The organism is Streptomyces alboniger, from assembly GCF_008704395.1.
Classification (GTDB): Bacteria; Actinomycetota; Actinomycetes; order Streptomycetales; family Streptomycetaceae; genus Streptomyces; species Streptomyces alboniger.
Genome location: NZ_CP023695.1, coordinates 1,364,204 through 1,376,023, shown reverse-complemented (window position 1 = coordinate 1,376,023; position 11,820 = coordinate 1,364,204). Strand labels below are relative to the sequence as shown.

General features: G+C 70.3%; 14 protein-coding genes. 10 read left to right on the top strand and 4 right to left on the bottom strand.

Going from position 1 to position 11,820, the window contains the following annotated elements; genetic code table 11:
- Window positions 1-25 precede the first annotated feature (25 nt).
- A complete protein-coding gene (locus CP975_RS05925; protein ID WP_150477799.1) occupies window positions 26-787 on the bottom strand; it encodes a lysophospholipid acyltransferase family protein in 762 nt (253 codons plus the stop codon).
- A gap of 327 nt (window positions 788-1,114) precedes the next feature.
- Between CP975_RS05925 and CP975_RS05920 the strand changes: the two genes are divergently transcribed.
- From CP975_RS05920 to CP975_RS05910, 3 genes are all read left to right on the top strand, one after another.
- Window positions 1,115-2,287, top strand: a complete 1,173-nt coding sequence (locus CP975_RS05920) for a glycerophosphodiester phosphodiesterase (RefSeq protein WP_055530052.1) — start codon at window positions 1,115-1,117, stop codon at window positions 2,285-2,287.
- 118 nt (window positions 2,288-2,405) lie between these two features.
- Complete coding sequence (locus tag CP975_RS05915; RefSeq protein ID WP_055530050.1) at window positions 2,406-2,933, top strand: RNA polymerase sigma factor; 528 nt, start codon at window positions 2,406-2,408, stop codon at window positions 2,931-2,933.
- Between the two features lie 37 nt (window positions 2,934-2,970).
- Entirely contained in the window at window positions 2,971-3,474 is a 504-nt protein-coding gene (locus CP975_RS05910; RefSeq protein ID WP_055530048.1) for a GNAT family N-acetyltransferase, read from the top strand.
- Between the two features lie 68 nt (window positions 3,475-3,542).
- On the opposite strand, the gene CP975_RS05905 is transcribed toward CP975_RS05910, so the two are convergent.
- The 3 genes from CP975_RS05905 to CP975_RS05895 are packed head-to-tail and all read right to left on the bottom strand — an operon-like array spanning window position 3,543 to window position 4,821.
- Window positions 3,543-3,971, bottom strand: a complete 429-nt coding sequence (locus CP975_RS05905; protein WP_055530046.1) for a VOC family protein — start codon at window positions 3,969-3,971, stop codon at window positions 3,543-3,545.
- Window positions 3,972-4,022: 51 nt separating this feature from the next.
- Window positions 4,023-4,460 (bottom strand): hypothetical protein, encoded by a 438-nt coding sequence (locus CP975_RS05900; RefSeq protein WP_055530080.1) that lies wholly within the window; start codon window positions 4,458-4,460, stop codon window positions 4,023-4,025.
- A gap of 1 nt (window position 4,461) precedes the next feature.
- Window positions 4,462-4,821: a hypothetical protein gene (locus CP975_RS05895; protein WP_055530044.1), complete on the bottom strand. Its 360-nt coding sequence runs from the start codon at window positions 4,819-4,821 to the stop codon at window positions 4,462-4,464.
- A 71-nt stretch (window positions 4,822-4,892) separates the two neighbouring features.
- On the opposite strand from CP975_RS05895, the gene CP975_RS05890 reads away from it, so the two are divergent.
- The 7 genes from CP975_RS05890 (at window position 4,893) to cbiE (ending at window position 11,721) form a co-directional block, all read left to right on the top strand.
- A complete protein-coding gene (locus tag CP975_RS05890; RefSeq protein ID WP_055530043.1) occupies window positions 4,893-5,579 on the top strand; it encodes an HAD family hydrolase in 687 nt (228 codons plus the stop codon).
- A 406-nt stretch (window positions 5,580-5,985) separates the two neighbouring features.
- Window positions 5,986-7,044, top strand: a complete 1,059-nt coding sequence (locus CP975_RS05885; RefSeq protein ID WP_055530042.1) for a methionine ABC transporter ATP-binding protein — start codon at window positions 5,986-5,988, stop codon at window positions 7,042-7,044.
- Window positions 7,041-7,787 (top strand): methionine ABC transporter permease, encoded by a 747-nt coding sequence (locus CP975_RS05880; RefSeq protein ID WP_051819523.1) that lies wholly within the window; start codon window positions 7,041-7,043, stop codon window positions 7,785-7,787. Before CP975_RS05885 ends, CP975_RS05880 begins: the two co-directional genes overlap by 4 nt.
- Window positions 7,788-7,877: 90 nt before the next feature.
- Window positions 7,878-8,711, top strand: coding sequence for a MetQ/NlpA family ABC transporter substrate-binding protein (locus CP975_RS05875; protein ID WP_055530041.1), 834 nt, complete (start codon window positions 7,878-7,880; stop codon window positions 8,709-8,711).
- Between the two features lie 2 nt (window positions 8,712-8,713).
- Window positions 8,714-9,547, top strand: coding sequence for a MetQ/NlpA family ABC transporter substrate-binding protein (locus CP975_RS05870; RefSeq protein ID WP_055530039.1), 834 nt, complete (start codon window positions 8,714-8,716; stop codon window positions 9,545-9,547).
- A 135-nt stretch (window positions 9,548-9,682) separates the two neighbouring features.
- Window positions 9,683-10,327, top strand: coding sequence for a GNAT family N-acetyltransferase (locus CP975_RS05865; protein WP_055530035.1), 645 nt, complete (start codon window positions 9,683-9,685; stop codon window positions 10,325-10,327).
- A gap of 173 nt (window positions 10,328-10,500) precedes the next feature.
- On the top strand, window positions 10,501-11,721 hold the full coding sequence (gene cbiE, locus CP975_RS05860) for a precorrin-6y C5,15-methyltransferase (decarboxylating) subunit CbiE (RefSeq protein ID WP_055530033.1): 1,221 nt from the start codon (window positions 10,501-10,503) through the stop codon (window positions 11,719-11,721).
- Window positions 11,722-11,820 lie beyond the last annotated feature (99 nt).

Sequence of the window (11,820 nt, the reverse complement as noted above, 5' to 3'; positions counted from 1 at the left end):
TTCCCCGCGCCCCTCAGGGGCGCGGCTAGGCCGCTTTGGCCTTAGTGGCGTACATGTCCACGTACTCCTGCCCGGACAGCTGCATGACCTCCGTCATCACGGAGTCCGTCACCGCCCGCAGCACATAGCGATCGCGGTCCATGCCGTCGTACCGGGAGAACTCCATCGCCTCGCCGAAGCGGACGGTCACCTTGCCGGGCCGCGGCAGCCCCTTGCCGCCGGGCTGGAGCTTGTCCGTGCCGATCATCGCGAAGGGCACGACCGGCGCACCGGTCATCAGGGTGAGGCGGGCGATGCCCGTACGCCCCCGGTACAGACGCCCGTCGGGCGAGCGCGTGCCCTCGGGGTAGATGCCGAAGACCTTGCCGTCGTCGAGAACGCGCCGACCGGTCATCAGCGCGGCGACACCGCCGCGCCCGCCGTCGCGGTCCACCGGGATCATGCCGACGCCCGTGAAGAACCACGCCATCAGGCGCCCCTTGAGGCCCTTGCCGGTGACGTACTCGTCCTTGCCGATGAAGAACACCGGACGGTTGGCCACCAGCGGCAGGATCATCGAGTCGATGAACGTCAGGTGATTCCCGGCCAGAATGACGGGCCCGGTCCCGGGGATGTTCTCGGCGCCTTCTACCCGTGGACGGAACATCAGGCGCAAGATCGGTCCGAGCACTGCCTTGATGAGCGCTAGACGGGACAACAGGCCCTCCGGGGTCAACGATCCGACGACGAGTATGTACGAGTAAGTGCAGGTGAGGACGATACTCGCGGGCCGCTGCCGTTTGCACATCGGGTTCACGCACTCGATACGCAGTGTTGACATGACTCCGTGTGCCGGTGCCCTGGGCCGTCGCCCCTGCGACGACCGTATCCCCGTGGGGAGGGTGTGGCCCGAAGTAGTGGTCCTTGTCACGCGCACGCTTCTCTCTGCGTGACGGCCGTTCCGCCCGGGGCGCCACCTTGGTCGTCCCGGTGCCGTCACCTCCATGGTGCGCCTACTCGCCATGCCGCGTCACCCCGCCGTTCCGTCCAGGGTCTCCCACACGTCACTCCCGGCCACCTACGATCGGTCCCGCTTTGTCAGGTGCAAGGCGGTAGTACAACGGGAGGAGCGCCAATGGCGACACAGGAGTCGGGTCAGCAGCAGCCGGGAACGAGCCGGGGGCGCCGAGCGGTACTGGGGGCGGCGATGCTCGGCGCGGGCACGGCCGTGGTGGGACTGCCCGGCGTGGCGAGAGCCGACCAGCGGCACGGGCACGGGCACGGCGGGTTCGAGGACCTGCCGAAGCCGACCGTCGTCGCGCACCGGGGTGCCAGCGGATACCGGCCCGAGCACACGCTCGGCTCGTACCAACTCGCCCTGGACATGGGCGCGCACGTCATCGAGCAGGACGTCGTGCCCACCAAGGACGGCCACCTCGTCTGCCGCCACGAGAACGACATCACGGCGACGACGGACGTCGCGGCGCACCCCGAGTTCGCGTCCCGCAAGACCACCAAGACCGTGGACGGCACGAAGTACACGGGCTGGTTCACCGAGGACTTCACGCTCGCCGAACTGAAGACGCTGCGCGCCAAGGAGCGCATCCCGGGCACGCGCCAGCACAACACCCTCTACGACGGCCGCTGGGACGTACCCACCCTCGAAGAGGTCTTCCAGTGGGCGGAGAAGCAGGGCCGCAAGCGGGGCCGGCAGATCTGGCTGCACATCGAGACGAAGCACCCCACGTACTTCCGCAAGCTGGGCCTCGGCCTCGAAGAGCCGCTGGCCAAGCTCCTGCGCCGGTACGGCAGGCACAAGAAGCACTCGCCGAACTTCCTCCAGTCCTTCGAGCCCAGCAGCATCCAGCGCCTTGCCAAGCTGGTCTCCGCGCCGCGCGTCGTCCTCCTGTCCGGCGCCGCCTCGCGCCCCTGGGACTTCGTCGAGGCGGGCGACCCGCGCACGGTCGCCGACCTGATCAAGCCCGAGGGACTGGAGTGGATGGCGGGCTACGCGCAGGGCATCGGCCCCACGCTCGACCTGATCATCCCCAGGAAGGCCGACGGCAGCCTCGGCACGCCGACCACCCTCGTGGAGGACGCGCATGACGCCGGGCTGATCCTGCACCCGTACACGATGCGCAACGAGAACACCTTCCTGCCGGCGGACTTCAGGAAGGGCACCGACCCGGCCGCCTACGGAGACGCCTTCGGCGCCTTCAAGACCTACTTCGAGACCGGCATCGACGGCATCTTCTCCGACAACCCGGACACCGCGCTGCTCGCCGCCGCGGACTTCGCCGACCGCTGAGCGACGCCCGTCGGCCCGACTGGGCGAGGCCCGTCAACGGCTGACCGCCCGGCCCCGATTGGGGTGAGAGACGGCCGCTCCGGAAACCTTCCGCCGGAGCGGCCGCGTCCCGCCGTGCATGACGTACGACCTCATCCCCACGCTCATCCCCGCCCTGCGCCCGCTGCTCGCCGCCGAGGCCTCGGCGGAGGCCCTCGGCTCCGGTGACGACCCAGGCGACCTGGAACAGGCCGTCTGGCTGCGCCTGTTGGAGCGCCTGGAGTCCGACGGGCCGCCCGCCGACCCCGCCCTGTGGCTGCGCGGCGCCGTCCAGTCCGAGGCGCGCCGCTCCCGACGAGCCACCCAGCGGGAGGTGGCGTACGCCGCCGAGCCCGCCGACGACTCCGAGGGCGGCCCCGAGCAGCGCGCCCTCACCGCGGACCGGCGCCGCTCCCTGCACGCCGCCGTCCGCAGACTGCCGGGCCGCTGCCCCCGCCTCATGGCCGCGCTCCTGTCCCCCAAGGACCTCACCTACCGGGAGATCGCAGGGGAGTTGGGAATGTCACAGGGGAGCCTGGGGCCGGAACGTTCCCGATGCCTGGGATGCCTGCGCAGAATGCTGGCGGCGGAGGTTGCAGCTCCCGGGCCGCGGGGAAGGGAGCGTTAGACAACCGGTGGTGCAGGTGAGCGGGAGGCATGCGCACATGGGCATGAGCGTGACCATCTCGGAAGCGGCTGAAGCGGACGCCGAGCAGATACTCAAACTCCAGTACCTCTGTTACCAGAGCGAGGCCGAGCTCTACGGCGACTACTCGATCGAGCCGCTGACCCAGTCCCTCGACTCCATCAAGGCCGAACTGACCGCGGGCACGGTGCTGGTGGCCCGCCTCGGCGACGAGGTGATCGCCTCCGTGCGCGGCACGGTCGACGCGGAGGGCACGGCGCGGATCGGCAAGCTCATCGTCCACCCGAGGCTTCAGCGGCACGGCCTAGGTGGCCGCCTCCTGGACGCGGTGGAGCGGCAGCTCGGCGCGGGCGGTGCCGCCAAGTCCTTCCAGCTCCGCTCCGGCCACCGCAGCGAGCAGAACCTCCAGCTCTACCGCAAGCACGGGTACGCGCCCGTGAAGACCCAGCAGGTGAACGACCGGCTCACGGTCGTGACCCTCTCCAAGGACTCCGACGCGCGCGTGTACGTGGCCAGCGCTTAGCGGGCTGCGGGCGTCGATCCGTCGATCCGCGGACCTTCCCGCGGATCGACGTCCGCCGCGCAGGACGCTCAGTCGAGACAGAACTCGTTGCCCTCGATGTCCAGCATCGGGATGCACGCATCGGTGCCGTCGTACAGCGTTCGCACGTGTACCGCGCCGAGCGGGACCAGCCGTGCGCGTTCGGCCTCCAGGGCGGCGAGGCGCTCTTCCCCCACGAGCCCGGCGGCGACCCGCACATCGAGATGCACCCGGTTCTTGGCTGCCTTCCCTTCGGGAACGCGCTGGAAGAACAGCCGCGGGCCCACACCCGAGGGATCACCGCACACGAACCACGCGTCCCGCTCCTCCGGCGGCTGTGCCTGCTTGAAGTCGTCCCAGGTGGCAAACCCCTCCGGCGGCGGCGGTACGACATACCCCAGCACCTCGCACCAGAAGCGGGCGAGGCGCTCCGGTTCCGCGCAGTCGAAGGTCACCTGGAACTGCTTGATCGATGGCATCGGCGCACCCTAGCAAGGGAGTTCAGCCGAGCGAGGAGATTCTCTCGTCGCTCACGCCGCCCGCCGCGCCTTGATCAACCAGAAGATCGCCGTCACCGGCAGGATCACCGGAATGAACAGATAGCCCATGCCGAAGTCCGACCACACCGTGGAGTCGGGGAAGGCGGACGGTTCCGCCAGCGTCCACGCGCCCACGGCGAGCACCCCCACCAGCTCGGCGGCGCAGCACACCAGCGCCGCCTTGCGGGCCGTCTCCCCGCCGCGCACCAACGAGTACGTGATGAAGCCGTAGACGAGGCCCGCGAGCGCCGACAGGGAGTACGCGAGCGGGGCCCTGTCGAAGTCCGTCGAGATCTGCACGGCCGAGCGCGACACCGCGCCGACGACCATCACGCCGTACAGCCACAGCAGCAGAATGCCCGGCCCGGTGATCAGCTTCCGGCGGGCGCCGCCGTCCACGCCCGCCCCGGTCTTCTCGGCCTCCGTCACCTCAGCCACCCCAGATGTCGTAGAGCCGTACTTCGAGCACGGCGAGGACCACGCCGCCCGCGGCGACCGTCAGGGAGCCCCAGCGGGTGCGCTCGGCGAGCGACATGAAGCCCGCAGCGGGAACGCACGCGAAGGAGCCGAGCAGATACGCCACGAAGATCGTCGTGCCCTGTTCCGGGTCCTCGCCCCGCGCCAGCTGGACGATGCCGACGATCAGCTGGACCAGGGCGAGGAAGGTCACCACACCCATGCCGATGAAGTGCCAGTCCTTGGTCGGCTGGTCACGGTACGCGGCGAAACCGCACCAGGCGGCGAGGGCGAGCGCGGCCACGGAGGTCGCGATCGTCAGGGCAACAAGCATGCCCGTGACTTTATTACGGGCCCTTTGACCCGATGCGCCTGCCCCCGGGGTGCCCCGTACGCTCGGACACCATGAAGATCCAGGCCGAAGCGCTCCTGTTCGACAACGACGGCACCCTCATCTCCTCCCTCGCGTCGGTCTACCGCTGCTGGACGCGGTGGGCGCGGGAGTACGGGATCACCGCCGAGGAGTTCGCCCGGGTCGAACTGCACGGCCGCCCCGCCGCCGAGATTGCCGCCGACCTGCTGCCGCCGGAGAAGGTCGCCGAGGCCGTGGCCCGGATCGAGGAGCTGGAGGTCTCCGACGTGGCAGGCGGTGTCGAACTGCTGCCCGGCACCCGCGCACTCCTCGACTCCCTGCCGTCCCCCCAGCTCTCGGCTCCGCTCGAGCAGGGAGGTGCCCCCCTCCGCTGGGCCGTCGTCACCTCCGCCACCCGCGTCCTCGCCGAGGCCCGGCTCGCCGAGGCCGGCATCCGGCCCGGCCTGCTGATCGCCGCCGACGACATCACCCGCGGCAAGCCCGACCCGGAGCCCTACCTGCTCGCGGCCGCCAAGCTCGGCGTCGACCCGGCGCGCTGCGTGGTCTTCGAGGACGCCCCTGCCGGTCTCCAGGCCGGGCGGGCCGCGGGCATGACGACCGTGGCGTTGGCCACAACGCACAACGGCACGGAGCTTTCGGCAGACGTCCTGGTCAAGGACCTCTCCGCCGTGTCGGCCCAGGCCACGGCGGGTGCCGTGGAGATCACTTTCGCCGACTGAGTGCCGTGGCCCGGCCGCCCGGTCCCGTCCCACCGCTGTCCGCAATGCGGACAGCGGTGGTGGACGGCGACCTCACGCGTGTTTTACTTCTCCCCATGACCACGACGAGCAGCCGCACCCTTGCGACCGAGGCGACGATGACGCCCGGTGCTCGTTGTATGTGTCGAATGTGCGCCTTCTGAGGGCCCCCGCACCACTGAAGAGCCTCGCGCCCCGAAGCGAAGCCACTGTGCCCCGCCCCTGCACGACGTACGCGACGAAAGCCGTACCGACGCAGGAAGCGAGCCCGCCCCGCGCACACGTCCTCCGGTTCCTTTCGCCACCGCGAGAACCGTGCCGCGTTCCGAACGAATGCCCCGTGCCCGGCCACACCCGCGCCGCGCACTCGACAGTGACGGAATCCCCTGTGATCACCACTTCCGGCCTCACCAAGGTCTACCGCTCACGCGGTCGTGAAGTAACCGCTCTCGACGGAGTCGACCTGCACGTCCGCGAGGGCGAGGTGTACGGCGTCATCGGCCAGTCCGGCGCCGGCAAGTCCTCCCTGATCCGCTGCGTCAACCTCCTTGAGCGCCCCACCTCCGGCACGGTGACCGTCGCCGGCCAGGACCTCACCGCCCTGGTCGGACGCGGCCCGCGCGCGGGCCGGGAACTGCGCCGGGCGCGCAGCCGCATCGGTATGGTCTTCCAGCACTTCAACCTGCTGTCCTCGCGGACCGTGCAGGACAACGTCGAGCTGCCGCTCGAAATCCTCGGCCTGTCCGGCCAGGAGCGTTCCCGCAAGGCCCTCGAACTGCTCGACCTGGTGGGCCTCGCCGACAAGGCGAAGTCCTACCCGGCGCAGCTCTCGGGCGGCCAGAAGCAGCGTGTCGGCATCGCCCGCGCACTCGCCGGCGACCCGAAGGTGCTGCTCTCCGACGAGGCGACCAGCGCGCTCGACCCGGAGACCACCCGCTCCATCCTCCAGCTCCTGCGCGACCTCAACCGGCAGCTCGGCCTGACCGTCCTGCTCATCACGCACGAGATGGACGTCGTCAAGAGCGTCTGCGACTCCGCCGCCCTCATGGAGCGGGGACAGATCATCGAGTCCGGCACCGTCAGCGAACTCCTCGCCACCCCCGGTTCCGAGCTGGCCGCCGCGCTCTTCCCCGTCAGCGGCGAGGCCACCGGCGAGGACCGCACCGTCGTCGACGTGACCTTCCACGGCGAGGCCGCGACCCAGCCGGTCATCTCCCAGCTGTCACGTACGTACAACATCGACATCTCGATCCTCGGCGCCGCGATGGACACCATCGCGGGCAAGCAGGTCGGCCGCATGCGCATCGAACTGCCCGGCCGCTTCGAGGAGAACGTCGTCCCGATCGGGTTCCTGCGCGAGCAGGGCCTCCAGGTCGAGATCGCGGGCGAGGGCCCCGCGAGCGCTCCGCAGGACGACACGCTGCTGGTCAAGGAAGGTGCCAAGTGACCTGGTCGGAGATGCAGCCCCTGCTGGAGCAGGCCTGTTGGGACACCCTGTACATGGTGGGCTGGTCGACGCTGATAGCCGTCGTCGCCGGACTGCCGCTCGGCATCCTGCTCGTCCTCACCGAGCGCGGCGCGCTGCTTCAGAACGCCGTGCTCAACAAGGTCATCGGGCAGATCGTGAACATCGCCCGCTCGATGCCCTTCATCATCCTGATGGTCGCCCTGATGGGCTTCACGCGCTGGGTCACCGGCACCACGATCGGCCGCGAGGCCGCCCTCGTGCCGCTCGCCGTCGGCGCCATCCCGTTCTTCGCGCGCCTGGTGGAGACCTCGATCCGTGAGGTCGACGGCGGGCTCGTGGAGGCCGTGCAGTCGATGGGCGGCTCCACCTGGACCGTCGTACGCAAGGTCCTCGTACCGGAGTCGCTGCCCTCGCTGATCTCCGGCGCCACCACCACGATCGTCGCCCTCATCGGCTACTCCGCGATGGCGGGCACGGTCGGCGGCGGCGGTCTCGGCGACCTCGCGTTGCGCTACGGCTACCAGCGCTTCGAGACCGAGCTGATGTGGATCACCGTGGCGATCCTCGCCGTGGCCATCTCGATCATCCAGTTCGCGGGCGACTACGCCGCCCGCAGGCTGCACAAGCGCGGCGGCGGCTCCGGTCCGCTGCTGCTGTTCCGGCCGCTGCGCGGGGTGCTGCCCGGCACCGTCGCCGCCGAGTCGACCACCAAGACCGGCTGACCGGGACCCACCCGCAGACCTCCCCGCCCACCCACGGCGGGGCTGCACCACCGGCACCACCGGCACCACCCATGGAGAAAGGCACTTTTCGTGCGTAACACCGCCAAGATCACCACCGCTGTCCTCGCCGCCGGAGCCCTCACCCTCGGGCTCACCGCCTGCGGCTCCGAGAAGGGCTCCGCGGGCGACAAGGACGGCCCGCTCATCGTCGCCGCCACCCCCACGCCGCAGGGCGCGATCCTGGACTACGTCCAGAAGAACCTCGCCAAGAAGGCCGGCCTGGACCTGGAAATCCGCGAGTTCACCGACTACGTCACGCCGAACACCGCCGTCCAGCAGGGCGAGGTCTTCGCGAACTACTTCCAGCACAAGCCGTACCTGGACGACTTCAACAAGAAGAACGGCACGGACATCGCGCCCGTCCCGAACGGCACGGTGCACCTGGAGCCCCTCGGCGTGTACTCCAAGGGCGTCAAGAAGCTCGGCGACCTGAAGGACGGTGCCACCGTCGCCGTCCCGAACGACACCACGAACGAGGCCCGCGCCCTCAAGCTCCTCGCGGACAACGGCGTCATCGAGCTGAAGAAGGGCGTCGGTTACGACGCCACCCCCAAGGACGTCGCCAAGAACCCGAAGAACCTCAAGTTCAAGGAGCTGGAGGCCGCCCAGCTGCCCCGCTCCCTCAGCGACGTCGACGCCGCGGTGATCAACGGCAACTACGCCCTGGAAGCCAAGCTCAGCCCCGCCAAGCACGCCCTCGTCGCCGAGAAGGCCAAGGGCAACCCCTACGGCAACTTCCTCGCCGTGAAGAAGGGCGACGAGAACGACCCGCGCGTGAAGAAGCTCGCCAAGCTCCTCACCTCGCCCGAGGTCAAGAAGTTCATCGACGACAAGTACGACGGCGCCGTCGTCGCGGCGTTCTGATCATGCGTACGTCCGTCATCGCCGCCGCGGCCGGAACCCTGGCCCTCACGCTGGGGCTCACCGCGTGCGGCGCGGGCACGGACAGTGGCCCGGGCGGCGACACGCTCGTCGTCGGGGCCACCCCGACCCCGGCCGGCGAAGTACTCACGTACATCCAGGAGAACCTCGCGAAGAAGAAGGGACTCGACCTCCGGATCACGGAGTTCACGGACTACGTGACGCCGAACACCGCGCTCCAGGAAGGCTCCCTCGACGCCAACCTGTACCAGCACACCCCGTACCTCAAGGACTTCAACTCGTCCAAGAAGACGGACCTGGTGCCGGTCGCCGAGGTGTACCTGCCGCCGATGGGCGTGTACGCGAAGGACGACGAGAAGCTGAAGGACGTCCGCAACCTGCGGGCGGGCGCGACCGTCGCCGTCCCCAACGACACCACCAACGAGGGCCGGGCGCTCCAACTCCTCGCCTCCAAGGGCGTCATCGGGCTCAAGAAGGGCGTCGGCGGCACCGCCACGCCCGAGGACATCACGTCCAACCCGAAGAAGCTCACCATCAAGCCGCTCGACCCCGCGCAGCTGCCGCGCTCGCTCGACGACCTCGACGCCGCGGTCATCAACAACAACTACGCGCTCGACGCCGGACTCAGTCCCAAGAAGGACGCCATCCTTCTGGAGTCGCCGAAGGGCAACCCGTACAACAACGTCCTCGCCGTCAAGAAGGGCGACGAGGACGACCCACGGGTGAGGAAGCTGGCCGAACTGCTCACCTCACCCGAGGTGAAACGGTTCATCGAGGACACGTACAAGGGCTCCGTCCTGCCCGCCCAAGGGAACTGACGCCCAGTCCGTTCCCGCCCCCACCACGGGGTCCGCTCCTGATGAAGGAGCGGACCCCGTGGTGCGTCCGCGCGCCGACATGCTGCATGCTGGGCACTTCAGCAGGCCCGAGGGTTCCAGGTTACGGAGCGGCGCATGACGACCACCTTCCCCGATGTCTCCATCAGCACGGAGCGGTTGGTGCTGCGCCCGTTCGAGGACGCCGACGTGTCCGCGTACGCGGAGATGATGAACGACGAGATGGTCACCGCCTGGACCTCCGTGCCCCAGCCCTACACCGAGGCCGACGCCCACGACTGGATCACCCGGCTCGCACCGGCCGAGCGCACCGAGGGCCGCGGGATCGCCCTCGCCGTCACGGAGTTCCTCACCCAGCGACTGGTCGGCGTCATCCATCTGCGCAATACGGACTGGCGCGTGCGCGCCAGCGAACTCAGTTACGTCATCGCCCCCTGGGCCCGCGGCGAGGGCTACGCCTCCGAGGCGGCGCTCGCCACCGCCCAGTGGCTCTTCAACGACCAGGCGTTCGAGCGCATCGAACTGCGCACCGCCGCCGACAACACCGCCGCCCAGCAGGTCGCCCAGAAGATCGGCTGCATCAGCGAGGGCGTCCTGCGCGGCGCCTGGATAGCGCGTACGAGAAACGGCGGCGACCCCTTCGGCGGCTGGATCGAGATGCGCACCGACCTCATCGTGTGGAGCCTGCTCCCCGAGGACCTCGAAGGCGTGTCCGACAGCCTCGCCGAGAGCGGCTTCTCCGCGTTCTCCGACTGGAACTGAGCCCGCGCCTTCCGCGAACGGGAACGCGCCGAGCCCACGGCCCGGCACACCCCCCGGCTCCCCAGCACGCCCGAGTCCCACCAGGTACGCTCGCCCTGGCCGCGTGCGCGGTCGCTCCCCGCAGCCACCGCACCGCACAGACGACCCGCGAGAACCTCAGGAGACAGACGACGATGGCCGACCGGGTCACGGTGATCGGCTGGGACGGTACGCCGCTGACCGCGGCGGCACGCTCCGCGCTCCGCGCCGCCACGCTCGTGGCCGGCGCCGCCCACCACCTGGCGCTGGACGAGCTGCCCGCCCACGCCGAACGGATCCGCCTCGGCAGCGTGGGCCTGGCCGCACGCCGCATCGCCGCCCACCGCGGCACCGCCGTGGTCCTCGCCGACGGCGACCCCGGCTTCTTCGGTGTCGTACGCACCCTGCGCGCCCCCGAATTCGGCCTGGAAGTCGAAGTGGTGCCCGCCGTCTCCTCCGTCGCCCAGGCGTTCGCTCGCGCGGGTATGCCGTGGGACGACGCCGAGGTCGTGGTCGCCCACCGCCGCAGCCTGCGCCGCGCCGTGAACGTCTGCCGCGCCCACACCAAGGTCGCCGTCCTCACCTCACCGGGCGCGGGACCGGCCGAGCTGAGCCTGCTGCTCCAGGGCGTCCACCGCACCTTCGTCATCTGCGAGGAACTCGGCACCGAGCGCGAGCGCGTCACCGTGGTCACTTCCGACAAGGCCGCCGACCACACCTGGCGCGACCCGAACGTCGTCATCGTCGTCGGCGGATCCGGCACCACGCCCTCCTCCGACACCGGCTGGATCGCCGGGCGCGAACCGGCCGGGTCGCCGCGCGGCTGGGCGCTGCCCGCCGCGGAGTACGGCGGCGACATCTGGCTCGGCGAGGGGGAGAGCGACCGGCTGCGCGCCGCCCAACTCGCCCGCACCGGGCCGCGCGTGGGCGACCTCGTCTGGGACATCGGCTGCGGCAGCGGCGCCTTCACCGCGGAGGCGGCCCGCTTCGGCGCCGCCGTGATCGCCGTCGACCACGACGCCGACGCCCTGGGCCGCACCACGGCCGCCGTCCGCCGCTTCGGCGTCCAGGCGCAGACCGTCCACGGCCTCGCGCCGCACATCCTCGAAGACCTCCCCGAACCGGACGTCGTACGCGTCGGGGGCGGGGGAGCGGCGGTGGTCTCCGCGGTCGCCGACCGCCGCCCGCAGCGCATCGTGACGCACGCCGCGACGCGCGACGCCGCCGAACTCATCGGCAGGGACCTGTCCGAGCACGGGTACCTCGTCGAATGCGCCCTCCTCCAGTCCGTGGAGCTCGACACCCGCGCCTGGCGGGAGGAGAAGCGGACGGTGGTGTTCCTGCTCTCCGGGCGGTTGCCGGACCGTTCCCCGTGACCCTGTCGCCACACGGCGCGAGGTAGGCTGGCCGATCGTTGTACCGCACCCGGGTGCCCGGCAATTCGTTGGTCAAGGTCCGGAAAGTCCACCCGTTTT

What these genes read in the sequence shown, in the direction of transcription:
- cbiE (WP_055530033.1), top strand. Translation starts at nt 10,501, where the DNA reads ATGGCCGACCGGGTCACGGTGATCGGCTGGGACGGTACGCCGCTGACC.
- CP975_RS05915 (WP_055530050.1), top strand. Translation starts at nt 2,406, where the DNA reads ATGACGTACGACCTCATCCCCACGCTCATCCCCGCCCTGCGCCCGCTG.
- CP975_RS05895 (WP_055530044.1), bottom strand. Translation starts at nt 4,821, where the DNA reads ATGCTTGTTGCCCTGACGATCGCGACCTCCGTGGCCGCGCTCGCCCTC.
- CP975_RS05925 (WP_150477799.1), bottom strand. Translation starts at nt 787, where the DNA reads ATGTGCAAACGGCAGCGGCCCGCGAGTATCGTCCTCACCTGCACTTAC.
- CP975_RS05865 (WP_055530035.1), top strand. Translation starts at nt 9,683, where the DNA reads ATGACGACCACCTTCCCCGATGTCTCCATCAGCACGGAGCGGTTGGTG.
- CP975_RS05905 (WP_055530046.1), bottom strand. Translation starts at nt 3,971, where the DNA reads ATGCCATCGATCAAGCAGTTCCAGGTGACCTTCGACTGCGCGGAACCG.
- CP975_RS05920 (WP_055530052.1), top strand. Translation starts at nt 1,115, where the DNA reads ATGGCGACACAGGAGTCGGGTCAGCAGCAGCCGGGAACGAGCCGGGGG.
- CP975_RS05910 (WP_055530048.1), top strand. Translation starts at nt 2,971, where the DNA reads ATGGGCATGAGCGTGACCATCTCGGAAGCGGCTGAAGCGGACGCCGAG.
- CP975_RS05870 (WP_055530039.1), top strand. Translation starts at nt 8,714, where the DNA reads ATGCGTACGTCCGTCATCGCCGCCGCGGCCGGAACCCTGGCCCTCACG.
- CP975_RS05890 (WP_055530043.1), top strand. Translation starts at nt 4,893, where the DNA reads ATGAAGATCCAGGCCGAAGCGCTCCTGTTCGACAACGACGGCACCCTC.